The organism is Novosphingobium pentaromativorans US6-1 (assembly GCF_000767465.1).
Lineage (GTDB): Bacteria > Pseudomonadota > Alphaproteobacteria > Sphingomonadales > Sphingomonadaceae > Novosphingobium > Novosphingobium pentaromativorans.
The window spans coordinates 165,520-190,704 of the sequence record NZ_CP009292.1; the positions used below are offsets into that span (position 1 = coordinate 165,520).

General features: G+C 63.7%; 28 protein-coding genes. 11 read left to right on the forward strand and 17 right to left on the reverse strand.

Annotated elements, in window-relative coordinates:
- Position 1 precedes the first annotated feature (1 nt).
- Positions 2-2,638, forward strand: a complete 2,637-nt coding sequence (locus tag JI59_RS19480) for a cation-translocating P-type ATPase (RefSeq protein WP_007014685.1) — start codon at positions 2-4, stop codon at positions 2,636-2,638.
- A gap of 10 nt (positions 2,639-2,648) precedes the next feature.
- On the opposite strand, the gene JI59_RS19485 is transcribed toward JI59_RS19480, so the two are convergent.
- Positions 2,649-3,659, reverse strand: coding sequence for a sodium:calcium antiporter (locus tag JI59_RS19485; protein WP_007014684.1), 1,011 nt, complete (start codon positions 3,657-3,659; stop codon positions 2,649-2,651).
- Positions 3,660-4,055: 396 nt separating this feature from the next.
- Between JI59_RS19485 and JI59_RS19490 the strand changes: the two genes are divergently transcribed.
- From JI59_RS19490 to JI59_RS19510, 5 genes are all read left to right on the forward strand, one after another.
- On the forward strand, positions 4,056-4,604 hold the full coding sequence (locus JI59_RS19490) for a cupin domain-containing protein (protein WP_007014682.1): 549 nt from the start codon (positions 4,056-4,058) through the stop codon (positions 4,602-4,604).
- A 7-nt stretch (positions 4,605-4,611) separates the two neighbouring features.
- Entirely contained in the window at positions 4,612-5,361 is a 750-nt protein-coding gene (locus tag JI59_RS19495; protein WP_039858215.1) for an SDR family NAD(P)-dependent oxidoreductase, read from the forward strand.
- 121 nt (positions 5,362-5,482) lie between these two features.
- The gene (locus JI59_RS19500) at positions 5,483-5,881 is read left to right on the forward strand and encodes a UrcA family protein (protein ID WP_007014680.1); all 399 of its coding nucleotides are present in this window, start codon (positions 5,483-5,485) and stop codon (positions 5,879-5,881) included.
- A 235-nt stretch (positions 5,882-6,116) separates the two neighbouring features.
- Positions 6,117-7,010 (forward strand): bifunctional methylenetetrahydrofolate dehydrogenase/methenyltetrahydrofolate cyclohydrolase, encoded by an 894-nt coding sequence (locus tag JI59_RS19505; RefSeq protein ID WP_007014679.1) that lies wholly within the window; start codon positions 6,117-6,119, stop codon positions 7,008-7,010.
- Between the two features lie 22 nt (positions 7,011-7,032).
- Entirely contained in the window at positions 7,033-7,422 is a 390-nt protein-coding gene (locus JI59_RS19510) for a dihydroneopterin aldolase (RefSeq protein WP_007014678.1), read from the forward strand.
- 56 nt (positions 7,423-7,478) lie between these two features.
- On the opposite strand, the gene JI59_RS19515 is transcribed toward JI59_RS19510, so the two are convergent.
- From JI59_RS19515 to JI59_RS19530, 4 genes are read right to left on the reverse strand one after another with little or no spacing between them, the layout of a single operon-like run.
- Complete coding sequence (locus JI59_RS19515; protein ID WP_007014677.1) at positions 7,479-8,375, reverse strand: class III extradiol dioxygenase subunit beta; 897 nt, start codon at positions 8,373-8,375, stop codon at positions 7,479-7,481.
- Positions 8,375-8,785, reverse strand: a complete 411-nt coding sequence (ligA, locus tag JI59_RS19520) for a protocatechuate 4,5-dioxygenase subunit alpha (RefSeq protein ID WP_007014676.1) — start codon at positions 8,783-8,785, stop codon at positions 8,375-8,377. Before ligA ends, JI59_RS19515 begins: the two co-directional genes overlap by 1 nt.
- Positions 8,786-8,814: 29 nt before the next feature.
- On the reverse strand, positions 8,815-9,672 hold the full coding sequence (gene purU, locus JI59_RS19525; RefSeq protein WP_007014675.1) for a formyltetrahydrofolate deformylase: 858 nt from the start codon (positions 9,670-9,672) through the stop codon (positions 8,815-8,817).
- Positions 9,673-9,705: 33 nt separating this feature from the next.
- Positions 9,706-10,575, reverse strand: coding sequence for a methylenetetrahydrofolate reductase (locus tag JI59_RS19530; protein ID WP_007014674.1), 870 nt, complete (start codon positions 10,573-10,575; stop codon positions 9,706-9,708).
- Between the two features lie 130 nt (positions 10,576-10,705).
- Here JI59_RS19530 and JI59_RS19535 point away from each other — a divergent pair, with 130 nt between their 5' ends.
- Both JI59_RS19535 and desA read left to right on the forward strand, forming a co-directional pair.
- The gene (locus JI59_RS19535; RefSeq protein ID WP_007014673.1) at positions 10,706-11,416 is read left to right on the forward strand and encodes an alpha/beta fold hydrolase; all 711 of its coding nucleotides are present in this window, start codon (positions 10,706-10,708) and stop codon (positions 11,414-11,416) included.
- 53 nt (positions 11,417-11,469) lie between these two features.
- A complete protein-coding gene (gene desA, locus JI59_RS19540; RefSeq protein WP_007014672.1) occupies positions 11,470-12,873 on the forward strand; it encodes a syringate O-demethylase in 1,404 nt (467 codons plus the stop codon).
- 210 nt (positions 12,874-13,083) lie between these two features.
- Here desA and JI59_RS19545 read toward each other — a convergent pair whose 3' ends face one another.
- From JI59_RS19545 to JI59_RS19575, 7 genes are all read right to left on the reverse strand, one after another.
- Entirely contained in the window at positions 13,084-13,842 is a 759-nt protein-coding gene (locus JI59_RS19545) for an IclR family transcriptional regulator (protein ID WP_039858143.1), read from the reverse strand.
- Positions 13,843-13,850: 8 nt separating this feature from the next.
- Positions 13,851-14,252 carry a nuclear transport factor 2 family protein gene (locus JI59_RS19550; protein ID WP_007014670.1) on the reverse strand — a complete coding sequence of 134 codons (402 nt, stop codon included), beginning with the start codon at positions 14,250-14,252 and terminating at the stop codon, positions 13,851-13,853.
- Positions 14,249-15,376, reverse strand: coding sequence for a cobalamin-independent methionine synthase II family protein (locus tag JI59_RS19555; protein ID WP_007014669.1), 1,128 nt, complete (start codon positions 15,374-15,376; stop codon positions 14,249-14,251). Before JI59_RS19555 ends, JI59_RS19550 begins: the two co-directional genes overlap by 4 nt.
- Before the next feature lie 194 nt (positions 15,377-15,570).
- Positions 15,571-15,831, reverse strand: a complete 261-nt coding sequence (locus tag JI59_RS19560; protein ID WP_039858140.1) for a hypothetical protein — start codon at positions 15,829-15,831, stop codon at positions 15,571-15,573.
- A gap of 240 nt (positions 15,832-16,071) precedes the next feature.
- Positions 16,072-16,875 carry a lipid II flippase Amj family protein gene (locus JI59_RS19565; protein WP_007014667.1) on the reverse strand — a complete coding sequence of 268 codons (804 nt, stop codon included), beginning with the start codon at positions 16,873-16,875 and terminating at the stop codon, positions 16,072-16,074.
- Positions 16,876-16,918: 43 nt separating this feature from the next.
- On the reverse strand, positions 16,919-17,791 hold the full coding sequence (locus JI59_RS19570) for a sulfite exporter TauE/SafE family protein (RefSeq protein WP_007014666.1): 873 nt from the start codon (positions 17,789-17,791) through the stop codon (positions 16,919-16,921).
- 305 nt (positions 17,792-18,096) lie between these two features.
- The gene (locus tag JI59_RS19575) at positions 18,097-18,297 is read right to left on the reverse strand and encodes a hypothetical protein (protein WP_007014665.1); all 201 of its coding nucleotides are present in this window, start codon (positions 18,295-18,297) and stop codon (positions 18,097-18,099) included.
- A gap of 187 nt (positions 18,298-18,484) precedes the next feature.
- Between JI59_RS19575 and treF the strand changes: the two genes are divergently transcribed.
- Positions 18,485-20,056 carry an alpha,alpha-trehalase TreF gene (gene treF, locus JI59_RS19580; RefSeq protein ID WP_007014664.1) on the forward strand — a complete coding sequence of 524 codons (1,572 nt, stop codon included), beginning with the start codon at positions 18,485-18,487 and terminating at the stop codon, positions 20,054-20,056.
- Here the strand turns inward: treF and JI59_RS19585 are convergent.
- Positions 20,053-20,664 carry a hypothetical protein gene (locus JI59_RS19585; protein ID WP_007014663.1) on the reverse strand — a complete coding sequence of 204 codons (612 nt, stop codon included), beginning with the start codon at positions 20,662-20,664 and terminating at the stop codon, positions 20,053-20,055. The genes treF and JI59_RS19585 overlap by 4 nt on opposite strands.
- 201 nt (positions 20,665-20,865) lie before the next feature.
- Here JI59_RS19585 and JI59_RS19590 point away from each other — a divergent pair, with 201 nt between their 5' ends.
- Positions 20,866-21,270: a GlcG/HbpS family heme-binding protein gene (locus JI59_RS19590; protein ID WP_039858138.1), complete on the forward strand. Its 405-nt coding sequence runs from the start codon at positions 20,866-20,868 to the stop codon at positions 21,268-21,270.
- Positions 21,271-21,275: 5 nt separating this feature from the next.
- Here the strand turns inward: JI59_RS19590 and JI59_RS19595 are convergent, their stop codons facing one another.
- Complete coding sequence (locus tag JI59_RS19595; protein WP_007014661.1) at positions 21,276-21,992, reverse strand: DUF998 domain-containing protein; 717 nt, start codon at positions 21,990-21,992, stop codon at positions 21,276-21,278.
- A 145-nt stretch (positions 21,993-22,137) separates the two neighbouring features.
- Between JI59_RS19595 and JI59_RS19600 the strand changes: the two genes are divergently transcribed.
- On the forward strand, positions 22,138-23,208 hold the full coding sequence (locus tag JI59_RS19600; RefSeq protein ID WP_039858210.1) for a rhodanese-like domain-containing protein: 1,071 nt from the start codon (positions 22,138-22,140) through the stop codon (positions 23,206-23,208).
- A gap of 4 nt (positions 23,209-23,212) precedes the next feature.
- Here the strand turns inward: JI59_RS19600 and JI59_RS28225 are convergent, their stop codons facing one another.
- The 3 genes from JI59_RS28225 to JI59_RS19615 form a co-directional block, all read right to left on the reverse strand.
- Positions 23,213-23,434: a Lar family restriction alleviation protein gene (locus JI59_RS28225; protein ID WP_039858137.1), complete on the reverse strand. Its 222-nt coding sequence runs from the start codon at positions 23,432-23,434 to the stop codon at positions 23,213-23,215.
- A gap of 3 nt (positions 23,435-23,437) precedes the next feature.
- Positions 23,438-24,166 (reverse strand): MBL fold metallo-hydrolase, encoded by a 729-nt coding sequence (locus JI59_RS19610; protein ID WP_007014658.1) that lies wholly within the window; start codon positions 24,164-24,166, stop codon positions 23,438-23,440.
- Positions 24,167-24,262: 96 nt separating this feature from the next.
- Entirely contained in the window at positions 24,263-24,727 is a 465-nt protein-coding gene (locus JI59_RS19615; protein WP_039858135.1) for a nuclear transport factor 2 family protein, read from the reverse strand.
- Positions 24,728-25,185 lie beyond the last annotated feature (458 nt).

The window sequence follows — 25,185 nt, forward strand, 5'->3', positions numbered from 1 at the left end:
CGTGACGTTGCAGGTCGCATCCCCGACCGAAACCGGTACACTGCGCTCAGGGCAATCGGCGATCCGGCAGGAGACGATGGGCGGCAAGGCTTCAGCATCGCAACGTACCGGCTTGTCGCGCGAGCAAGCGGCCGCGCGCCTTCGCGACGAGGGAGCCAATGCCCTGCCGGGCGGCAGGAGCCGCTCCTACCCGCGGATCATGCTCGATGTGCTGCGTGAGCCGATGCTGGCGCTGCTGCTTGCGGCCGGGGGGATTTATCTGCTGCTTGGCGACCTGCACGAGGCGCTGATCCTGATCGCCTTTGCGGGGCTCTCGGTCGTCATCGCCATCGTGCAGGAGAGCCGGACGGAAAAGGCAATCGATTCCCTGCGCGATCTCAGCATGCCGCAGGCCCTGGTTATCCGCGATGGCCGCAGGCAGCGGATACCCTCGCGCGAAGTGGTGCGCGGCGATCTCATGGTTGTTGAGGAAGGAGACCGTGTGGCGGCCGATGGCTGGGTTGTCGATGCTTCCGGCTTGCAGGCTGACGAGGCGCTTCTGACCGGCGAATCCGTGCCAGTCGCGAAGCCTGCCCTCGCCGGCGATCCGGACGCACAGCCGCCCCGGCCGGGCGGCGAGGATGCACCCTACCTCTATGCCGGGACGCTTGCAGTTCGTGGATCCGGGACGATCGAGGTGGCCGCAACCGGACCGCGCAGCGAGATTGGCCGCATCGGCCAGTCGCTCGCATCGCTGGAAACCGAAATTCCGCATCTGACCCAAGAGACGCGGCGGCTTGTGCGCTGGCTGGCCGTGCTCGGCATAAGCGTGAGCGTTCTGGCGATCCTGCTGTACGGGTTCCTGCGGGGAGGTTGGCTCGAGGCTTTCCTCTCCGGCATTGCCATCGCCATGTCGCTGCTTCCCGAGGAGCTTCCGGTCGTTCTCACGCTGTTCATGACGATGGGTGCCTTTCGCATGGCGCAAAAGCGGGTGCTCGCCCGCCGCGGAAGCGCCATTGAAACGCTGGGCGCGGCGACCGTGCTGTGCACGGACAAGACCGGCACGCTTACCCAGAACCGCATGGCGATCATGGAGTTGAAGTTGTCGGACGGTTCCGTGCGGCGCCTCGATGAGGATGGCGCCGAGCTCGGCGCGGACTTTGCAGAACTGGCGGCCCTGGGAATTTCCGCCTGTCTGGAAGAGCCATTCGATCCGATGGAACAGGCCTTTCATGCGCTCGACGACGAATTTCCCGAGCATGGCCTCAAGCTGCGCAAGCGGGACGGCTGGCACCTGCACCGCCAATATCCGCTGTCTTCGCAAATGCTGGCGATGTCGAACGTCTGGTCGGACCCGGCGAGGCGCGAAGGTCTCGTTGCCGCCAAGGGCGCGCCGGAGGCCATCGCGCGCCTTTGCGGCATGGACGAAGATGCCCGAGCCGACCTTGATGCTCACGTCGCACAGATGGCTTCGCAGGGGCTGCGCGTCCTGGCCGTCGCCGAAGCGCGGTGGCAAGGCGAAAACCTGCCTGAGAGTCAGAGCGGCTTCGACTTCGTCTATCGCGGGCTGATCGGTCTCGCCGATCCGATCCGTGCGTCGGTGCCGCCTGCAGTCGCGCAGCTTCAGGAGGCAGGCATCCGGGTGGTGATGATCACCGGCGACTATCCTGCAACCGCGCGCGCCATCGCCGCCCAGGCCGGGATCGCCGAAGGGGATGTCCTGACAGGCGACGACATGGCTGGCCTCGATGATGAGCAACTGGCGCGCCGCGTTGCGGGTGTCGCCGTCTTCGCGCGGGTAATGCCCGACCAGAAATTGCGCATCGTGAGGGCACTAAAGTCCAGCGGGGAGGTCGTCGCCATGACCGGGGACGGCGTCAACGACGCGCCTTCGCTAAAGGCGGCGCATATCGGCATTGCCATGGGCCAGCGGGGGACCGACGTTGCGCGCGAGGCCTCGTCGATTGTCCTGCTCGACGACGATTTCGGTTCGATCGTCACCGCCGTCCGTTTGGGGCGGCGCATTTACGACAACGTGCGCAAGGCGGCAGGCTTTATCTTCGCGGTCCACATCCCGATCGGCGGCCTTGCGATATTTCCTCTGCTTGCCGGCTGGCCGCTGATCCTGGGGCCAGTGCACATTGCCTTGCTGGAGATGGTCATTGACCCGGTCTGTTCGCTCGCCTTCGAAGCGGAGCCGGAGGAGCGCGATGTCATGCGCCGCGCGCCGCGCGCGCCCGAAAGTGCCCTGATTTCGCGCAGCTTGCTGGGTTGGTCGCTCCTGCAGGGCTTCCTTGCGCTCAGCGCAATCCTGCTGCTGGCTGCGTGGGCCAATCATGGCGCCATCCCGACAGGTTCGGTGCGCTCGACCTGCTTTGCCGGCCTCATCGTCGCAGTGCTCGCGCTCGTGCTGGCCAATCGTTCGTTCCGTTCGCTGGCCTCTGGCGGCAAGGCGGGACACAACCTGCCCCTGGCGATCATCATGGGACTGGTGATCGCGATCTTCTCCGCGATCTTCCTGTCGCCCCCCGTGGCTTCGCTTCTTGGCTTCTCGGCGCTCCAACCCCTTGGCATGCAGGCGGTCGGAGTGACTGCGCTGCTTCTCGGTGCGGCCCTGATGCTCGCAAAGCTCCGCTTTCGCGCGGTCCTGGCGAACTGACGGGCGGCTCTCAATGTCCGTGAAGGTAGATAGCGTAAGAGCTCAGAAGGTAGATTGCGAGGAGTGAAAGGCTGATCCATCCGAACAGGCCGAAGAAGCGGTTACCCGGGCGATAGAGCAGCCCGATGATGCACAGCCCGGACATCATTGCCGCAGCAAAGGCAGTGACGGCGTGAGCGGGCGAAACCTGCGCGTAGAACGAACCGCCGGCAAAGGCGATGTCGTCCAGGGCAATGACGAGGATGATGAAAAGGTTACTGCCCAGCAGGTTGCCGATGGCCATGTCTGCGGAACCCATCCTGAGCGCGCTTACCGTCACGATCAGCTCAGGAATCGAAGTGGCTGCGGCGATAAACAGCGTTCCCACGAAGCTGGCCCGCCAGCCCATCACTGCCGCTACTTCCTGGCCGACGAATGGCAGCCAGGCTCCGGCCGCCCCGACGGCGGCGGCGGCAACAAGGTAGTTCACCAGGGTGCGTTGCAACGTCCTGTCGGCATGAGCCGGGCCGAGGGGCTGGGCAGGGCGCTCCGGTCGGCGCTCATAGAAGAAGGCGGCGCGCATCGCGATGAAGTAGAGTGCGATCAGGAACGGCGAATAGGCGCTGACATGGCCTACCCGGAGATCGAGGCCGTTGCGGCTCGTGAGCACCACCGCACCTACAAAGCTGATGAGCACGACACCGAAAGCGGCGGAAAGGATGTGGCCCTGATCGCTGCGGCGCCAGAACGGCTCGTCACGGCATAGCGCGTCCAGCAGGACCAGCATGACGAGATTGAAGATGCAGCTGCCCAGGGCATCGCCCATCGCGATGTTGGGAGCATCGGCGATTGTCACGGCGCTGATCCCGGTGAACAGTTCCGGTAGCGATGTTGCCGCTGCCAGCATGATCAACCCGACCCAGGATGCGGACATGCCCGTTTGCGCGGCAATGTCGCTGCCGCTTCGTGTCAGGACGGGCCCTGCCATGCCAATGACAAGCAGGCAGATTGCGAAGGCTAGCCAAGCGGTCAGGATCTCCATGGTCGGGTGTATCTCAGCATTGTCTGGCGGCCGGGTCGTTGACCATGCGCAATGTCCGCAGGGAAGATCTCCGTCGTAGCCGGCCGCGCCTTTTCCGTCTCGTCTCGGATTTCAGGCCTCATCCTTTCATTGACGAGCTGGGCCGGGGCGCAGTGTCTTGTCCTTCGGGCCAGCCCCGCTCGGCCATGCAGGTTATCGATGGATGATCATTGATCTTATGCCTTTGCTGCGGGGCGTGTCATTGGCTAGCCGGTGCTTGAGGCAGGAATGGCTTGAAGTCCTGCGCGCATGGGATTGGCTTTCCTGAACGAGGGCAGCTGCGAGAGCTGTCCGGTCGCTATCTCGCCAGGTGGCCCAGCGCCGCCGGGCAACTTTGGATACGAAGGTGGTGAAACGATGAGTGAAGTGGTTTCCGATTCCGGGCTGCCCCCGGTGCAGCGGGTGGTCACCGGCCATGACGCAGACGGACGGGCGGTTTTTCGCTGCGAGGACTGCGAACCGACCCGCATGGTTCCCTCGGGCGATGCTTCGTTCCTTACCATCTGGACGACCGCGACAGTGCCGGCCGACAACAACGACGAGACCGAAGGTCGCGACCGTGCGACCGGGGCGACGCTGGAAGGCGGTTCGGTGATCCGCGTCGTCGACATGCTCCCGGGCAAGGAGAGCCCGATGCACCGCACCAATTCGATCGACTACGGTATCGTGATGCAGGGCGAGATCGAACTGGAACTGGAGGACGGGCGCAAGAAGTCGATTCGCGAAGGCGGGATCATCGTCCAGCGAGGCACCAATCACCTCTGGCGCAACACGACCGACCGGGTCTGCCGCATTGCCTTCGTCCTAATCGAGGCGCCGGCCTACCTGCACAACGGCGTGCCGCTTGACGAAGCCAAGCCGGAGCAGGTCGATCCCGCTTACGATGCGGCGGCGGACAAGGCCTGACGTGTCGATGTTCGATCTCACCGGCAAGAGCGCGATCGTCACCGGCTCGACCCGGGGTATCGGCAGGGCGATCGCCGAGGGTCTGATCGCGCAGGGTGCGCGGGTGCTGATTTCCAGCGAGACTGCCGGGGATACGGCGCGCGTCGCGGCAGAGCTCGGCATGCCGGGACAAGCATGCGACGTGAGCGACGATCATGCACTGTCTGGTCTGGTAGAGCGGGCGTTGTCCGAATTCGGCGGAATCGACACCCTCGTGTGCAATGCCGGAATTACCGGACGTGCGGGCATGTTCGCGCAAGTCGACATGGCCGATTATGCGCGGGTCATGGCGATCAATCTCACCAGTCAGGTCACGCTTTGCAATCTCGTCTTGCCGCACATCGCGGCAAGGGGCGGGGGCGCTGCGATCCTGATGTCGAGCCTCTCGGGTCTGCGCGGAAACCTCAGGATCAATGCCTATGCCCTGTCCAAGGCGGGCGTTGCCCAACTGGCCCGCAACCTGGCAGTTGAATGGGGGCCGCACGCGGTCCGGGTGAATGCCATTTCTCCCGGATTCATCGCCACCGAACTGTCCGGTCCCTTGCTTGCGGACCAGGAGTTCATGGCGCGGCGCATGGCGATGACGCCGCTGCGCCGCGCAGGCACGCCGGAGGAGATCGCCGGAGCAGCCGTTTTCCTTGCCTCGCCTGCGGCGGCATTCATAACCGGACAAAACCTTGTCGTCGACGGCGGAACCCTGATCACAGACGGCAGTTGATCGAAACTTCGCGCGCGAGCGGGCGTGGATTGCGGCGGATCAAGGATCTGCGATACTTGCTGCTGCAAGAGCAGGGGCGGAGGTATTCGATATTATGGCTCACAGAACACGAACCATTGGCATGACGGTGCTTGGCGGTCTGTGCCTCGTGGTTGTCGCGGCTTCGGCCGGCGCAAGCGACCAGGCGCCTGCCGACGCGCAAGCCGCCCCCGTTCCCGAGGAAATCGTGGTCGAGGCCCCGCGCTCGGTACCGGCCCGCATCGAGCACTCCAGCACGACCGGCGCGCCGATCATTACCACGACGGTGCGCATTCCGGTGCTGTACAACGACCTCGATCTCAGCAAGCCCCACGATCAGGACAGGCTGATGACCCGCGTGCGCAGCGTCGCCCGCGACGTCTGCGATGAGCTCGACCGGATCTATCCCTTCAACCCCGATCAGGATTGCATGATGCGCGCCCTGGCCAACGGCACGAAGGGCGCCGAGCAGGCGATCGCCGAGGCGCAAACCGCGCAGTAGAAGCGGTCTGCCTCTCGTTCGAGGCGCGTCGCAGACACTGCCGAATTAAAAGTCACACTCGCTATTTCACAAACACGAAAATTCGTATATTAGAAAATCCGAATTCTCCCGAGGCCACTGCGCCTCTGCTGCGTGATTGGCGAGAGGAAAGAATGAAGATTGACCTTGCTGGCCTGACCCGCACCTGTCGTGCTTGGCGCAGGTCCCGTGGGTCGGCCTGTCAGGGCAACTTCCTGTGACCGCGATTATCGATGGTATCGCGCTGGCGCGGCGCGTTTCGCAGGAAACTGCCGATACGGTCAGTGCCCTGGCGGTGAGGCTTGGCCAGGCGCCAGGTCTCGCCGTGGTCCTGGTCGGCAACGACCCGGCCAGCGAAGTCTATGTCGGGCGCAAGATTCGCGAATGCCGCAAGGTCGGTTTGCGGTCGATCGAACACCGCCTCCCGGCTTCAACCCGGGAAGCCGAGCTTCTGTCGCTGATCGCCGATTTGAACGTCGATCCCGGCGTACACGGCATACTCGTACAATTGCCGCTACCGCCGCACATCGATGCCGGCCTCGTGCTCGACGCGATCGCGCCGGGCAAGGATGTCGACGGGTTTCATCCGGTAAACGTCGGGCGGCTCTCGACCGGGACCGGTGGGCTGGTACCATGTACTCCGCTTGGCATCATGATGCTGCTCGATACGGTGATTTCCGATTATCGCGGGCTCGACGCGGTGGTGATCGGAAAGTCCAACATCGTCGGCAAGCCGGTGGCGATGCTGCTGCTGGAGCGGGAGGCGACCGTCACCGTCACGCACATCGAGACGCGCGGGCTCTCTGAGATCGTTCGCAAGGCGGACATCGTGGTCGCTGCGGCCGGGTCGCCCGGACTGGTGAAGGGTTTCTGGGTAAAGGAAGGCGCCGTCATCATCGATGTCGGCATCACCCGCGTGACCCGACCTGACGGCACGAGCGCGCTCAAGGGAGACGTCGCCTTCGATGAGGTTCAGCATGCCCGGGCTGTGACTCCGGTTCCTGGCGGTGTCGGCCCCATGACCATTGCGTGCCTGCTCTCGAACACGGCGAAAGCCGCTGCGCTCAGCCTCGAGGGGCCGGGCGGCCGGATTGCCTCAAGTGCTGGCTGACGGACCGGGAAATGGAAAGTCGATGAAGATGCAGGCGCAATCGCCTTGCTTTGACCTGGCGCAGAGTGTGAAGCGCCTCTCGCAGGTGGGTGTCAGTGATTTGCGCGTCGCTGCCGACATCGGCGTCCACTCGCATGAAATCGGGCGCAGGCAAACTCTGGTCATCAGCGTGATCGCAGACATCGTCACACCGCGCGAAGATGCTCTTGCAGAGACGATCGATTACAATCGCATCGTCGAATACGCGCAGGATCTCGCTCGCGAGAGGATATGCCTCATCGAGACTTATGCAGCGCGTCTCGCGGACCTTTGCCTGCAATCGGATCTTGTGGTCAGGGTGGAGGTAAGCGTGCAGAAGCCCGCCGCCCTGCTCAACGGGCTTGCCTCGACACGTATTGTACGCTGGGCCTGACCGGGCGATCCCCAAGGAGCGTGGAAGGCGCCCCCCGGGGATCGGGCGATGATGACTTATGCGTTCGGGTTGCTGCCTTCCAGCGTGCGGCTGGGCGGTACGGTGGGATCGACGGGTTCGAGCACGATGTGGCCGAGCGCCGTGTTGCTGACCGGCACGTGGTAGTGGCGATGCAGGGCACGGGTGCTCTTGCCCAGGGCGCCGCGCATGATCAGCCACATGACCATCTCGATGCCTTCCGAGCCGGTCTCGCGCAGGTACTCGATATGCGGGATGTGGCGCAGATCCTGTCCCTCTCCGGTCAGGCCGTCGAGGAAGCGGTTGTCCCATTCCTTGTTGATCAGGCCGGCGCGCGGCCCCTGCAACTGGTGGCTCATGCCCCCAGTGCCCCAGATCTGGACCTTGAGGTCCTCGGGAAAGCTCGAAACCGCGCGGGAGATCGCTTCGCCCAGCGCCCAGCAGCGATTGCCCGATGGCGGCGGATAAGTGACGACGTTGACCGCCAGCGGGATCACCTTCACCGGCCATTTGTCGACATCGCCGAACATCATCGTGAGCGGCACTGTCAGGCCGTGGTCCACTTCCATCTCGTTGATGATGGTCGTGTCGAACTCATCGAGGACAAGACTCTGCGCGATGTGCCAGGCAAGATCGGGGTGGCCTTCGACCACCGGCACGGGGCGCGGGCCGAAGCCCTCGTCGGCCGGAGTGTAACGCTCGCCGCAACCGATGGCGAAAGTCGGGATGACTTTCATGTCGAAGGCGCTGGCATGGTCGTTGTAAACGAGGATGACGACGTCCGGACGGCTTTCAGGCGCCATGATCCATTCGCGGGTCCAGTCGAACCCGGCAAAGGCGGGCTTGAAATAATCGTCGCCGTCCTTGCCGTGATCGTGGGCATAGCCCAGCACGGGAATGTGGCTGCAGCCGATGCCGTGAGTAATGCGTGCCATCAGTTGTTCTCCCGGATCGAACGCTGCCCCACAGGGGAGCGCCCGCCCGCCATCATCATCGCCTGGTATTCCTCGACGCTCATGCCGGTCATCGTAGAAACGCCCTGGACCACGCTGATGCCGTCGGTGGAGAAGACCTTGGCGAGAAAGTAGATGTTGCCGCCCAGATTGAGCAGCCGGTTGTAATCGCGGGCGAGCAGCGCCTGCTTCTGCTCCTCGCTCATCGGCCACTCATCGATATAGGCCTGTTCGTCGGCCTTGAACCGCTCACGGTTCTCCGGCTTCATCAGGCTCATGGCGCACTGGTTGAGGTGATAGCCCTGCCGGGCTCGCTGAGCCGTGAATACTTGCGTGCCTGGAATGTCTTCAAGGTCCGCCAGATAACTGGCGATGTCTGTCGCTTCGCGCATGGGGATCGTCCTTTCGGTTCCGGTGCGGCCTAGTCGCGGAACACGACGGTGCGGGCGCCATTGGCGAAGACCCGGTCGTCGAGGTGCAGCCGAACCGCTTCGGCGAGCACGCGCCGCTCGATGTCGCGGCCGCGGCGCACGAGTTCTTCGGGCATGTCGGCGTGGCTGATGCGCTCGACGTCCTGATGGATGATCGGGCCTTCATCGAGGTCGGCGGTTACGTAATGGGCGGTCGCGCCGATCATCTTCACGCCGCGATCGAATGCCTGGTGATAGGGCTTGGCGCCCTTGAAGCCGGGCAGGAACGAATGGTGGATGTTGATGCAGCGGCCGGAGAGGAAGCCTGCCATCTCGTCGGAAAGGATCTGCATGTAGCGTGCCAGCACAACGAGCTCTGCACCGCTTTCTTCCACCAGATCGCGGATCTGCGCTTCCTGCTGCGGCTTGGTGTCCTTGGTGACCGGCAGGTGCATGTAGGGCAGGCCGTTGATCAGCGAGGTATGCAACACTTCGCGCGGATGGTTGGAGACGATGCCGACGACTTCCATCGGCAGTTCCCCGATCCGCTGGCGATAGAGCAGGTCGCCCAGGCAGTGGTCCCACTTGGAAACCATCAGCATGACCTTCTTGGGCCGGGCCTTGTCACGTAGGCTCCATTCCATGCCAGCAGCCTTGGCAATCGGTGCGAAGCCAGCATGCAACTGCGCGACAGAGCCCGGCTTTCCGGGCTGGAATTCCACGCGCATGAAGAAGCGGCCGGCGGGGCGGTCGTGGAATTCCTGCGCGTCGACGATGTTGCAGCCGCACTCGGCAAGATAAGTCGCGACCTTAGCGACAAGACCGGGCGCATCATCGCATTGCAGGCGCAGGGTGTAGATCTCAGACACCTTTGAAGGTTCCTCTTTTTCTGGAGTGTCGCGTCAGCTCTTGCGCGCGAACTCGTTGATCCATGCGACGGTCTTCTCCAGTCCGCCGAAGGGGTAGAAGTGCAGGCGAACGGGGCCGTGTTCCTCGCCCAGTCCCTGTTCGAGCGCTTTCACGAGTTTGTCGGGACCGGCCGAACCGATGAGGCGGGTGATGGAAATGCCGTATTTGGCCATGACGGAGGCGGAAGCGCCGACGCCGCAGCGCGCAGCAAAGCGCATAAGGGTCTTGATGCCGGCCGGGCCGGGCACGCCCAGGCGTACCGGTGCCACGATGCCGCGCTCGCGCAGTTCCTTGAGCCAGGCGAGAACCGCATCGGCGTCGAAGGCGAACTGGGTAACGATCAGCGGTGCCATGCCGCGCGCGGTAACCTCAGCGCACTTGTCCTGCAGAACCCGCCAGCACTCCTCGTCCGACATGTTGGGGTGCCCTTCGGGATGCCCGCCGATGCCGATGGCCGTGATGCCGTTGCGTTCGAATTCCCCCGTGGCGATCAGGGCCGCACTGTCGGCGAAGGGGCCTTCCGGCTCGGCCGGATCGCCGGCGATGACGAAGCTGCGCTTTACCCCGGCCTCCCGGGTCACGGCCGCCAGGTAACGTTCGAATTCATCGGGCGAAGTGATGCGACGCGCGGAGAAGTGCGGCATCGGCTCGAAACCGAGTTCCCGCGCCGTGCGCGCCGCGGCGACGCGGGCGTCGAATTCCTCTCCCGGGAGGAAAGTGAGGGCGATCGGGGTCTCGGGCAGGATCCCGGGGGCGGCAGCGCGCAGGCTGTCCACGTCCTTGGCCGTTATCTCCAGCGAATAGCCGTCGACCATGTTGAGAGCCGGGCGCGCCCAGTTCGGATGGATGATTGGGGTGGTCATATTCGCTTCCTTCTCCCCCGCGCCCTTCTTGCCCGCATTCCTGCGAACCGGAATTGGGGATGGGCTTGTCGAGAACTGACTGCGGAATTCTCTCTAGCGCGCCAAAGAAGATTCGTATAGGTGAAAATTCATGAATGCGAACACAGATGCCGAATCCGAGATGCTCGTGATCCTGCCGGGGCTGCTGTGCGACGGACGCATGTTCGCCGGCCAACTTGCTGAATTCGCCGGAAGCCAGAGCATCGACGGTTTCTATGGCGGCGCAGATCGCATCGCTGCGATGGCCGATTACACGCTGGAGCGCATGCCTTCGCGCTGTGCTGTTCTCGGCCACTCGATGGGGGCGCGCGTGGCGCTTGAGATCGCGCGCAAGGCGCCCGACCGCGTGACACGACTGGCGCTTGCCGATACCGGTATTCATCTGCCGCGCCCGGGTGAGCGCGAGAAGCGCTACGCCTTGCGCGATATAGGACGGGAGCAGGGCTTCGCCGCACTTGTCGATGCCTGGTTGCCGCCAATGATCGGCCCTGCGATGCGTAGCGACACAGATCTCCTCAGCCAACTGCGCGCGATGTGTCTGGATGCCGGGCAGGATGTGTTCGAGGCGCAGATAGAAGCGCTGCTGAACCGGCCTGACGCTTCGGATGTCCTCACTGAAATCGCCTGTCCGGTCTCGTTGATCGTTGGAGCTGACGATGCCTGGTCCCCGGTCGAACAGCACCGGGAGATTGCTGCAGCCATCGGCGGCTGTCCGCTCACCATCGTGCCGGACGCCGGCCACATGGCTCCTGCCGAGAGGCCCGCCGCCTTCAATGCGGCCATTCGCGCATGGCTCGCATAGAATGATCCACAACCTGAGAAGAACCTGACCAAAGTACTGAAAGGCAGAACATAATGACCGAGAAGAGCCTCCAGAAGCTGATCGAAGAGAAGGGCGACATGGTCGACTTCCTGCGCAATCAGCAGACCGGCCCCAACGTCTATCCTGGCGTTCCGGGTGAATATTCGAACTGGCGCGACGAACAGCGTGCCTGGGCTGAGACCGCGGTCCTTTTCAACCAGAGCTTCCACATGGTGGACCTGCTGGTGACCGGACCGGACGCGTTCAAGATGCTGTCCTACCTTGCGCCGAACAGCTTCAAGGGCTTCGTCCCCAACCGCGCGAAGCAGTTCGCCCCGGTCTCGCCGGAGGGCTTTGTCATCGGCGACGTCATCCTGTTCTATCTCGAAGAAGAGAAGTTCGAGCTGGTCGGCCGCGCGCCGACGATCGAATGGGTGGAATTCCACGCGGCCTCGGGCAAATGGGACGTCAAGGTCGAGCGCGACGAGCGCACCGCCGCACGTCCTCTCGACCAGCAGGGCTACCGTCGCAACTACCGCTTCCAGCTGCAGGGCCCGAACGCCATGAAGGTGCTGGAAAAGGCGATGGGCGAGACGCCGCCGGATCTCAAGTTCTTCCACATGGCACCGATCAGGATCGCCGGCGTCGAAGTGCGCGCCCTGCGTCACGGCATGGCCGGTCAGCCGGGTTACGAACTGTTCGGTCCCTGGAAGGACTACGACACCGTGCGCAATGCGCTGCTCGAAGCCGGCAAGGACTTCGGCCTGCTCCCCTCGGGCGGCCGCACCTACAGCTCGAACACTCTTGAATCGGGCTGGATTCCCTCGCCGCTGCCGGCGATCTACACCGGCGAATCCATGCGCGAATACCGCGAATGGCTTTCGGCCAAGTCGTACGGTGGCATGACTTCGATCGGCGGCAGCTTCGTTTCCGACAACATCGAAGACTACTACCTCAACCCCTGGGAGCTGGGTTACGGCATCATGGTCAAGTTCGACCATGACTTCATCGGCCGCGCAGCGCTGGAGAAGATGAAGGACCAGCCCAAGCGTCGCAAGGTCACCCTCGCGCTCGACAACGAGGACGTGATGCGCGTGATCAGCTCGATGCTGACCAAGGGCGACCGTGCGAAGTACATGGACTTCCCGAGCGCGGTCTATGCGATGCACCCCTATGACAGCGTGCTGGTGGACGGCAAGCAGGTCGGTCTGTCGACCTGGATCGGCTACACCCAGAATGAGGGCCGATTCCTCGCTCTGGCCATGGTCGATGAATCGGTTGCGGAGCCGGGCACGCAGGTCTCGCTGCTCTGGGGTGAGCCAAACGGCGGAACCCGCAAGCCGACCGTCGAGCGCCATGTCCAGACCGAGATCCGTGCCACCGTTGCGCCGGTCCCCTACTCGGAAGTCGCTCGCGATTCCTACGCCGAAGGCTGGCGCACCAAGTCAGCTGGCTGAGGCCGTACTTCTTCAGCCATCCGAAGACGGACCTCCTGCGTGTTCATGATTGGCACGCGGGGGGGCGGGATAGACCGAACAGGCGGCAGGGCCGGGCATTGTCCCGGCCCTGTTTACGTATCTGCAGGACAGATCCGCCTGTCCGGTGCATTGCGCCGGCGGAATGGGCGCCCGCAGACGCAGATGCACGCGTCTTCGTGCCCGTGAAACTTAGCGGGAAAAGCTCTCGGCCACGGAAATGAGCAGCTTGCTGGTTGCCTCCTCGACTTGCGGTGACCAGCGCACGGTTGGGATGGCAATGGCCAGCGATCCGACCGGCTTGCCCTCCTCGCGCAGGACTGTGCCCAAGCCGCAGATGCCGGGGGTCATTTCCTCCCGGGTTATCGAAAAGCCTAGCTCGCGCGCCTTGTCGATCTCGCTGCGCAGCGCTGCCTCTTCGATAATGGTCGCGCCGGTGTAGCGTTCGCGCGCCGATTCCCGGAAATAGCGGTCAAGAGTCTCGGCGTCGAACGCGGCGAGCAGGGCCTTGCCCGCTGCCAGGCAGTGCATCGGGGTGCGCGTGCCGACGCCGATCGAATAGCGCAGGGTATGTTCGGCGGTTTCGGTAATCGCCGCTTCCAGGAACCAGTCGCGCTGGATGAAGAAGCTTGCCGTTTCATTGGAGCGTACCCGCAGCGAACGCACCAGCGGTCGTACACGTTCGACCAGCGGCAGTTTGCGCGGGCTTGAGCGCAGGCGTTCCAGTCCGGCGCCGGGCTGATAGAGGCGTCCGGTACGCGCGAGGTAGTCGCGCTCCACCAGAGTTGCCAGCAGGTAGGACAGGCTGCTCACGGGAATGGCGAGGGCCTGCGCAATTTCCTGCGCGACCACGCCGTCAGGATTGGCGACGACATATTCGATGATGTCGAGCGTGCGCATAGCCGACTTGACCGTCGGTGAAGTGCTTCCCGGTGCCCCCGTTATCGCCATTGTCCCCCTCAGAACGTCAACAACCCGCGCCTTTCGGCAAAATGCCAGCCATCGGGCAGGCGCACGAACCGGTCGTGGAAAGATCCGACCTTGGGTGCGCCTTCACCGGTGAAGAGCAGCATTGCGCTCTCGCCCAGCGCAGTGTCCGCGTCAACAACGGTGATCTCGACGTTGGAACAGACGTGGCGGGTAACGCGCGGGGGGCGGGCCTTGAAGGCCGCCAGAATGGCCTCGCGTCCGGTGATCCAGTCGTCAGGCGCCGTTGGGCGCGCCATGCGGCCTTCGGGCGCATAGAGCGCTGTAACCGCCTCCCAGTCCGCGGCATCGTTGCGGTTGGCATAGCGGGCGACCAGCTTCGCGCAGTCGTGCTCGATCGCGCGGATGGAATCGGGGGAAAGAGCGGCGCTCACAGGCGGGCGTCCGCAATATCGGCCCCTTCGCGCAGGACACGCAGCTTCTTCCATGTCACGCCGGGATCGATCTTGCCGTAGCCCGCGAAGGTACCGAAGCCGCAGTCGGTGCTCGCCACAACCCGGTCCTTGCCGACAATGGAAGCGAACCGCTCGATCCGCTGGGCGATGAGTTCGGGATGCTCGACATAGTTGGAACAGGTGTCGATCAGGCCCGGGGCCAGCACCTTCCAATCGGGTAGCCTGGCATCGCGCCACACTGTCCATTCGTGCTCGTGCCGCGGGTTGGCGGCTTCGAACAGGACTGTCGCGGGGCGGGCGGCGATCACGGTATCGACGACTTTCTCGAGCGGAATGTCGTGGTCGTGCGGGCCCTCGTAGTTGCCCCAGCAGATATGCATGCGCAAGCGCTCGGGAGCGATATTGGCCGTTGCCGCATTGAGCGCCTCCACGTTGGCGGCAGCCGTGCGCAGGAACGTGTCTTCGTCCTGGTCCTGGTAGCCGGTATGGCGCGACATCGCGAGGTCGGGGCAATCGAGCTGCAGGTCGAAACCGGCCGCGACGATGGCCTCGTACTCCGGGCGCATGGCATCGACGAGATCGGCGAGATAGGCTTCGTGGCTCGGGTAGTGGCGGTTGACCTGGAAAGCGGTGATCAGGCCGGGCGAAGCGGCATTGAGGAAGCCGCGCACGCCCTGGCCGTGCTTGTCGAGCGCATGGCGGAACCTGCGGGTGTCTTCGTGCAGCGGGTCGAGTGTCCGCAGCCGTACGGGGCCGACGCACGAGGCGCGGGTGAACTCCTGGCTGCCCATGATCGCCGACAGCTTGCGGGACAGGTCCGGGTGCTCGGCCAGATCGGCGGCGGGCTTGCGGTCGATATGACCACCGAACCCTTCGAGGCGCTCGATCATGTAGGTTGAGTAGCCGACCTTGCCGAGTTCGCCGTCGCTGACCCAGGTTACGCCGCTCGCCACCTGCTGGCGCACGGCCTCATCGACCGCGGCCTGCACCAGGCGGTCGAATTCGGCGGCATCGTAAGGCTCGCCCTTGTCGCGCGCGAGCAGCAGCGGAGTCAGTTCGTCTCCGCGCGGCAGGCTTCCGACGTGGGTGGTGGCAATGGTCATCAGGCAGCTCCTCTTTCGAGTGCTGCCTGCCATGAATTCACAAGTGTGTACAGATTCGCATTTGCGAACTTACGCTTTCCCGTCGCACGCGCATTCACCAATCCGCATGGCGGCTTGACCGTCACGCGCTATCGAGTTTGATCGCCAGGGATTCTAAAATATCCTTTTTTGGTCATGACTTGCATCGATGGACCTCAGGCGGAAAGCGACTGCACTCGCAAGTGGTCGCTCACATCGATCACTGTCAGTGAATTGCCCTCCAGCCTGTCGAGATCGCCGAAGGCTTTTTCGATGGCCGCGCGCTTCTCAAGGATCAGGCGCGCCACGCCTTCGGTGAGGCCGCCTTCATCGCCGACGCGTCCCAGTGCGGCTGCGATGTCAGCAATGATCGCGCTCGACGCTTCGTGGTGGAGATTGCCCTTTTCGTCTCTGTAGGCTTCGATCACGGATGCCATAATTTGCTCCTCGCCAAGGCCCGCGCGATGGTTTGGCGAGCCGGGTTCAACATGGATATTGGCAACCCTTGCGTCGGGAGAATCGTTGGTCTCACGCACAGACCAGAATAGCGCAAAAGGCCCGGCGGAGTCAGTATTTGCGATGAGTTGACATTGTCCAATCGTTTCAGGACGCTGCTGTATCAGGGGGTGCCGCAGGGCCTCCTGGCGAGAAAAAGTTTCGGCCGTTCGATGCCGCGTTCAGACCACGTAGGCGATCCAGGCGACTAGCTGGGCAGCAGGGACGAAGAAGGCCTGTGCAAGGACTGTCCCGGCCAGTCGGCTGAAGCTGATCCACACGATCGTGCGACGAAAAAGTGGATCGCTGACCCGGCCCTCGACGACGTCATCAGTCATCACCGAGAGCTGCGGATCGATCAGGGCAAAGAGCAGGATCGTCGCGAAGCCGTTGATGACGGCAGAAAGCTGAGAGGCCGTGACGCGGTACTGCGGATTGAGATATCCGGCATAGAGCGATGCCAGCACTCCCACTGTAATCAGCGCCTGGGCCAGACAATTGGCCAGCAGTACCCCCCAACCCACGCCGCGGGCTCGGGCGAGTTCGCGGATGTGTTCGTATCGCGGGGCGCGAAACGACGTGCGGATAGAGCGCAGCCCGGCCGGCGATGCAGCGCGCAGCAGCATGCGGCTGGTCGAGCGGTGGCGCTGGAAGTAGCCGATGGCGTTGACGAAGAGACGCTGGCTGGTCGGGATCAGCGCGATGCCAAGCGCGACCGCCATCGTGGCCGACATCAGCACCATGCGAAAGTCGCCAAGCAGGGCAGCGCCGCCGCCCAGCGACAGGCGGCTTTCGATTCGCTTGGCCAGGAAGGGGCCGAGGAAGCTGTTCGAGGTGCGGCTGACGAGGACGAGGATGTTGAAGAGCGCGAAACTCATCGCGATCCGTCGTGTGCGGACTCCGGCAATGCGCGCCGCGTAGGCCAGGGTTCCGATCAGGTTGATGCCTGCCGTCAGCAGGCAGATGACAACGAGTTGCACGTCCATGCATTTTGGCTTTCAGCTGGCCGGACGACCCGGCCCCAAGGCGTCACTTCTGGTCCGAGCCCCTTGAGGCTGCAAGAGCGCCTTCGCTGGAACTTGCGGATGACTTTGCCGCCGTTTCCGAAGGGGTCGCAGCCTTGACGAAAAGTTGCCAGGACGAAAGCCCCAGGACGATAGCGAGGAGCGGCCTGAGGAGCCATTCCGGCGCGCGGGTGGACAGCAGACTGCCGATGATGACGCCTGGAATCGAGCCGACGAGCAAGTTGGTCAGCAGCACGCCGTCGACGTCTCCGATGATCCAGTGTCCGACGCCCGCGATCAGGGCGAGCGGCACGGCATGGGCGATGTCCGAGCCGACGATGCGCACCATCGGCAGCCGCGGGTAGAGCATGAGCAGGACGGTTACGCCGATCGCACCGGCTCCTACCGAGGAGATCGACACGGCGATGCCGATTGCCGCGCCGAGCAGAACGGTTGCCCCGGTGACCCGTGATCCCGGTTCGAGCGGCCCGCGCTCCTGCGCGAAGCGGGCGAGGCGAGCGCGGAAGATGACTGTGCAGGCGGTGATCGCCAGCAGGACCGCCAGCGAGAACAGGATTATATGTTGGCTGTGATCGCTGACCTTGCCGAGACGGGCCATGACGGCAAGTGTCAGGATGGTCGCGGGAATGCTGCCATAGGCGAGCCTGCGCACGATCTTCCAGTCCACCGTATCGCGCCAGCCATGCACTGTCGTGCCGGTGATCTTGGTGATCGCCGCATAGAGAAGGTCGGTGCCCACTGCCGTCTGTGGGCTGACCCCGAACATGAGGACAAGCAGCGGCGTCATCAGCGATCCGCCGCCCACGCCGGTCATGCCGACCAGCAGGCCGACGATAAACCCCGCCAAGGCGTGAAGCTGATCCAGTTGATCCAGCATGCTCAAAAACCCCCTTCGTCCCGGCACGCGTGCGAATCGCTCAGAGCGTTCGTCCGCCGTCCTTGTTTGGCGGTTTAAACTCTACCAATATAATAGACAAATAGACAATCACTTTTATGGTGCGAAGGGCAAGTTTGCCTGAACCGTTCTGGTTGGCAGTTCGAAGCGCAAAGCAAGGTCGGCCCGGCATGGATGCGAGGGCAGGACGACCCGCATCCTGTCTGTCTGCGCAAATGGTTGAACGCCAGGTCTCGCCAGAATGCCAGGTCTCGCCAGAACGCCGGGCCTCGCCAGGAGGCCGTTGTTCAGCTCTTGGGTGTCACCCAGACTTCGACGGGAGTGATGAATTTGCCGGGGGCAGGCTTGCCGACGTGGACGCGGTCGGCCGTGACCTGCTCACCGTTTTCGAGGTGGAAAGTGACCCAGGGCTTGGGCATGCGCTCGAACTTCATCTTCTGGATCGCAAGGCCGGTGGTCGAATTCATGATTGTGGCAATGATACTCATGCCCGCCCGTTAGCCGCCTCGCGATTGCCGCGTCCAGTCTGGCAGGCGGGTTATCCTGTGCCGGGGAAACGCGCTTGCCCAATCGCTGCTGCCCTTCCCTTGCGGGAGTTGGCACAGGCGAATTTCTCCGACGCGCCGCTTTGGGTTATGCCATCATCCTGCAAGGCCATAACAAGGAGATAACGCGATGAGGCAGGCCGTGCGCCGCATTTCCAGGCTGGTCGCCCTCGTTCTGGTTTGCGCTTCTTTGGGCAATGTGGCGCCACCATCGCCGGCAGACCTCTATGGCGACCTCTTCGTCGCGGTGCAGGAGCGTCGTATCTTCGACGATAACAAGACATTCGCCGATGCCGTCCCGCGCAAAGCGCCCGCTGCGATCATGGCCGACTACCGCGCCGCGCCGCCAAGGGACGATGCGGCGCTGCGCGCTTTTGTGCTCGACCGCTTCGAGGTCCCGGGCGTCAACGATGCCGGGACGGGCGGGCTGCGCGCGCATATCCGCAAGCTCTGGCCGCATCTGGTGCGCCAGCCGGCCCCTGTGGTCCCCGGGGAATCGCGGATCGCGCTGCCCGCACAATATGTCGTGCCCGGAGGTCGCTTTCGCGAGATCTATTACTGGGACAGTTACTTCACGATGCTGGGGCTGGCCGCCGACGGCGAACATGCACTGGTGGAATCGATGCTCGACGATTTCACCAGCCTGATCGAGCGCTTCGGTCATATCCCCAATGGTACGCGTACGTACTATGTAAGCCGTTCGCAGCCGCCATTCTTTGCGCTGATGCTGGACATCTCGCAGAACCATGACGCGAGAGTGCAGGCGCGCCGGCTCGAGGCGCTGCGCAGCGAATACGCGTTCTGGATGGCAGGCGGTGACTGCGCGCTTCGCAAGGGCGCATGTCTGCGCGTCGTGCGCATGCCCGATGGCAGTTTGCTCAACCGCTACTGGGACGAGCGCGACACCCCGCGCGACGAATCCTTTGCGGAGGACCGGGCAAGCGCCAAGGCTGCTGCAAATCGCGCTTCCAGCCAAGTCTATCGCGACTTGCGCGCCGCTGCGGAAAGCGGCTGGGATTTTTCCTCGCGCTGGCTGGCGGACGGCAGGACGCTCGCAACCATCCGCACGACCGATGTCGTCCCGGTTGACCTCAATGCCTTGCTCTGGGCGATGGAACGGCGCATCGCCAGGGGCTGCAAGACCTTGGGAGATGCCGGGTGCGCGCGCGACTTCGTAAAGCGCGCGGATCGCCGCAGGGCGGCGGTGGACCGCTTCCTGTGGCAGGCTGGAGAGGGATGCTACGGCGATTGGCTGATCGGCGAAGCGAGGCCTTCACCTGCGCTTTCGGCCGCAACGCTCTATCCGCTTTTCGTTGGCATGGCGTCTGCCGAACAGGCAGATGGCGTCGCCGAACTCACCCGTGCGAAGCTGGTGGCGCCGGGCGGACTGAGGACGACGCTGACGCGATCCGGCCAGCAATGGGATGCCCCCAATGGTTGGGCGCCGCTGCAATGGATAGCGGTAGGCGGCCTGGATTCCAGCGGTCATGCGCAGCTTGCCCGGACGATCGCCGCGCGCTGGATCGCCACCGTCGCGCGCACTTATGCAGAGACCGGCAAGATGCTGGAGAAATACGACGTGGAAGAACGCCTGCCGGGCGGCGGCGGCGAATATCCGCTGCAGGATGGCTTCGGCTGGACCAATGGCGTTACCGGTGCCCTGCTCGATCGCTACCCCGCGCTCGACCGCGAAGCCCCTTAGTCGATGGCTTCATCCCTGTCGGCGGCGGCTTGCGTCATTACCCGATAGGCACCTTGCATCAGGGCAGTGACTTCATCGTTGCCCAGGACATATTGCGGCTCGTAGCCAAGGCCGACCCGGCCCGTATTGCGCCAGAGATCGACGTATAGCCCCTTGTTCGGACCGAACGTCGAGAGCACGTGGCGGGCTAGGCTTGCCGGCCCCGTGCCGGAGTAGGCGATGCGGAAGATCGAAATGTCGACGACGTAGGGGCCGACCATAGCCCATACGTGCCCGTCCCATTCGGGATTGGACGATGCGAACACACCTGGTCCATCGAAGCGCTGCCGGTTACCGATGATGGGATCGCCTCCGACCGTCAGCGTTCCCGCGACGAGATAGACCGGCGCGCTCAGACGACCCTCGAGGCTCACGCAAAGGGCGGCGCTCATCATGGCGGCTCCGCTCGCCTCCGGGGGGAAGACCTTCAGCAGATCGACGGCGCGTGCCGACAAGGCCGTGCGATCGCTTTCGGTCATCCGGTAGGACTTGAACGCCTTGGCCGCTGGCCAGCCATGATCGACGGAAAGGAGCTTTCCAAGCTCTGCGAGATTTCGGGCAATCGACATGCGGGCCCCACTAGGCGCATCGTCAAGGGGATGCCAGAAGGTTCGACGACGCGGACACTTTCGCGTCACCTGCCCGGGGGTAAGGCGCACATTCGTTCTGGCGCGCAGGGCCTGTGATGCTATGGGTTGTGGCCTTCACTTCACACCTCACCACAGCCGCTGCGACCGACCTGGCGGAGCGTGCAAGCGAAATGGAATGTCATGAAAACCAAGCACAGTCTCGAAGCCGCCGACGTCAAGGCGATCCTTGCCGCCGCGGAAGCGGAAGCCGTCAGCAACGGTTGGGCCGTGACCATCGCTGTGGTTGACGAGGGGGGACATCTGCTTGGCATGCTGCGCCTTGACGGAGCCTCGGCGAGCACCGCGCACATGGCCCCGGCCAAGGCGCTGACCTCGATCATGGGACGGCGCGAGTCCGGCTTCTACGAGGAAATGATCTGCAACGGCCGCGTATCGATGCTCTCGGCTCCGGCCATGGGCGCGCTGCTTGAAGGCGGCGTGCCGATTGTCGTCGATGGCGATTTCGTGGGCGCGGTGGGCGTTTCCGGCGTCAAGTCCGACCAGGATGCGCAGATTGCAAAGGCCGGCATCGCCGCCATCCTCTGACGCGATCAGGTCGCGCCGGTTCCGGCCGGCGCGACTTTAGCTACCCTGAAGCTGGCGGCGAGCAGCGTCAGGCCCGTAACGATCTCCCACGCGGTGATCGGGTAGATGCTGGCTCTTTCCAGGACGCCGTCGGGCAGGATGGGGGTCCTGCCGATACGGTTGACTTCCAGCAGGGCCAAACTCCCCAATCCGAACAGGCCGAGCAGGGTACTGGTGCTTCGCCATGCCCGGGGCAGGTCGAGGTGCCGCCCGCCGGGTGCAGCGGCGAGCAGCGCCAGGTTACCGCCCAGGATAGCCATGGCCGCGCCAAGAACATGATAGTGGTCGGCGCCCGAGGCCAGTTCCCGGCTGCCGCTGTGGACGAGCCCGACAAGGACCGTCCCCGCCGAGTGCATCAAGGCGAGTACCAGAAATACCGCGGCCCAGGGATTCACCCCGTCCTTCGCTGTGAAGGCAAGCCGAGCGGCGATCACGCTAGCCGCGGCGAACAGCACACCATCGAGGATGAAGCCTCCCCAGTTCATGAGCCAGGCAAGGCCTGAGCGAAGTACACGGCCGTCGATGACGTCGGCATAGGGCACGCCAAGATCGCTGACGTAATTGCGCGCGTAGCTGTAGCCGGGGAACGCAGCGGCAGCGACAGTCTCGGCCGACAGGTAGGACAGGCCAGCGATCAGCCAGAGCAGTCCTGCCAGGCGCAAAAGATGCGATTCACCGTCCACCGGCGAAGGGTGCCCTGATCCGGCTGCCAATGCCAGCCGCCTCTTGGGCCTATCCTTCAGCCTCGAACCGGGTTGGAATATGGTTTATGCTTGCGCATGGCGGGCAAGCCGCTCTTGCCGCATTGTCACGTGGGGACAGCCGATGCTGATTTTCCGGCAACTGTTCGATCAACAATCCTCGACATACACGTACCTGCTCGCAGATCCCGCGAGCCGCGAAAGCGTGCTGATCGATCCCGTGTTCGAGCAGGTGCCTCGAGAGATCGCCCTGATCGAGGAACTGGGGCTGCGACTGCGCATGTCGCTGGAGACTCACGTTCACGCCGACCACGTGACCGGAGGCTGGCTACTGCGGCAGCGCCTGGGGAGCCGGATCGCCGTATCGGACAGGTCGGGCGCCGAGGGTGCGGACATCTACTTCGGCGAAGGCGACAAGCTGAAGTTCGGTGGACGGCACCTGACGGTGCTGGCGACGCCGGGCCACACCGGCGGCTGCTCGACATTTGTGCTGGACGATGCGTCTATGGCCTTTACCGGCGACTGCGTCCTGATCAGGGGTTGCGGCCGTACCGATTTCCAGCAAGGCGATCCGGCGGCGATGTACGCTTCGGTCCACAACAAGATCTTCTCACTTCCGGACGAGTGCCTGCTCTATCCCGCCCACGACTACCGCGGTTCGACCGTGACGAGCGTGGCGGAGGAGAAGATCTACAACCCGCGCCTGGGCACCGAAGTCGGCCTTGAGGACTTTCGCGGCTACATGGAGAACCTCGGCCTGCCCCATCCCAAGCAGATCGACATTGCCGTGCCGGCAAACCTGAAATGCGGAGAGCCGGCAAAGCCCGCCAGCGCGGCGAACGAACCCGTCTGGGCCCCGCTGACCTTCACTTACGCGGGTTTCTGGGAGCTTCAGCCCGGCTGGCTTGAGGAGCACCGCAGCCAGGTGCAGGTTGTCGATGTGCGCGAACGCGAGGAATTCGAAGGTATCCTCGGTCATATCGAGGGGGCAACGCTCATTCCTCTCGGTCAGCTTCAGGACGGTGCCGCCAGGCTCCACAAGGACAAGCCAGTGGTGACCGTCTGCCGCTCCGGGGCGCGTTCGGCACAGGCTGTCATGATGTTGGAGAAGCAGGGGTTCGGCATGGTCGCCAATCTCGCAGGCGGCATGTTGCGCTGGCGTTCGCAGCGCCTGCCGGTGGAAGCGGCGGCCGATTGACTGCCTAGCCTTGCGCCCGTGCGTTCCACAGCCTTGCAGCTTCTTCGTGCTCCGACCGGGGCGGGCCTTCCGCGCCGCACGATTTGCACATCACCGAAAAATGCCGCGCATAGACGTGTTCGAAGTAACCCACGTCGCGTGAGCCGCAGAAAGGACAGGGTTTCAGCTCGGAGCCGCTGGCGCCGGAAAATGGCCGCAGTTGGTCGCCCGTTGCCGTCGCGCGCATGGCTCAGGCACCCAGCGCCCTTGCGAGGTCGCCAAGAAGCCTCTCACCGTCTCCGTGCCAGGCGCTGCCGTGCATGCAGGCCAGGATCCGTGGCTTGCTGGCGGCAAGACGGCCGAGCGTCGGTCCGGTCTCCGGGCCGTGGGCGTAGTAGTCCATGACCTGGCGGAACGCCTCGCTGGGACCAAGGATGTCGCCTTCGGTAACGACTTCCCGGCCTTCGCCGGGCTGTGTGAACAGGTCGCCGCAGAACAGGGTGCGCGTGACCCGTTCGAACAGGAATCCGTTGTCCCAGCCGTGGGGCACGTGCGGTGCGTCGAACCACTGCACTTCGCGTCCGCCCAGATCGATGACTTCGCCTTCGGCCAATACCGTCGGGGCACGGCAGGCGATATCGCCGATGGACGTCATCGCGCCCACGGCGCTGCACAGGGGCACGGCGTCTGGCGCGCAGGCGAGCCATTCGTTGAGCGAGCCGCATTCGTCGGCTTCCATGTGGCAGAAGCCGACATAACGAAGCTGCGAGCAGGGCATGATCTGCTCGACGGCCTCTTGCACAACGGGGAAAAGCTGACGCGGGCCGGTATGAAAGAGCAGGGGGGCCTGCGCCTCGATCAGGTACTGGTTGAAGGAAAACGCGGTGTTCTCGTCTATCGCGACCGGCGTATTGATGCGCCAGATCCCCTCTGCCACTTCGCCGATGTTGGTGCGGGTTTCCTTGTTGGTAATCCCCATCGTGCAGGACTCCTTACGCGTCTCGCCCCGGTCCTTGCATCTTATGCGCCCTTCAATCTCATCTGTCTTCCCCGGACTTTCAGCGCAATCGTGCTGCTAGAGCCCGAGATCGGACAGCCCGGGATGCCCGGCCGGTCGTGGCTCGCTGGGCCAATGGAACAGGCGATCGGCCTGCGCGATCGGCAGGTCGTTGATGCTGGCGATACGGCGCTCCATCAGTCCGTCCGCAGCGAACTGCCAGTTTTCGTTGCCATAGCTGCGATACCATTGGCCGGCATCGTCGTGCCATTCATATGCAAAGCGCACGGCGATGCGATTGCCATCGTGGGCCCAGAGTTCCTTGATCAGCCGGTAGTCGAGTTCCTTCTCCCACTTGCGGGTCAGGAACGCCTCTATCGCCGCGCGGCCCTCGAGGAACTCGCTGCGGTTCCGCCAGATGCTGTCCGGCGTGTAGGCGAGGGCGACCTTGGCAGGATTGCGGCTATTCCAGCTGTCTTCGGCGGCCTGAACCTTGGCGGCCGCGCTTGCCGGGGTGAACGGGGGAAGAGGCGGGCGGGACATGGGCTTGGCTCCGGTCATGCAAGAGGCGCTGCGAACTCGATACGAATGCTGCACCGGTCGGGCTCGCCATTTCGCCGGTTGTCATCGCCTGATCCTTGCGTGAGGTAACGGCTCCACTTGGCAAACTGACGCGGCGGTGACCTGAAATTACGCCGGAGGTGCCTTCGACATCAAGATACGAGATCGAGACCTCGAGATAGAAGTCGTCGCCTGGTATTGGATGCCCCAGTGAACTGCCGAAAAATCGATATCGGCGACGTCTTCATGGTCGCTATTCGGCATTCCCGACCCCCATCGCCTCCGTGGCCTCAATGGAAGGCGCGCTCTTCGGTATCGTCTGACTCGATTTGCTGAGCGTGAGCCCCGCCCCCGGACCGGGCGTGAAGCTCTGTTTGTGCGCAACAAAATGCAATGTTTCAGGCTTTGATCGCTAATGCGAATCGGTTGCATCACAAGGC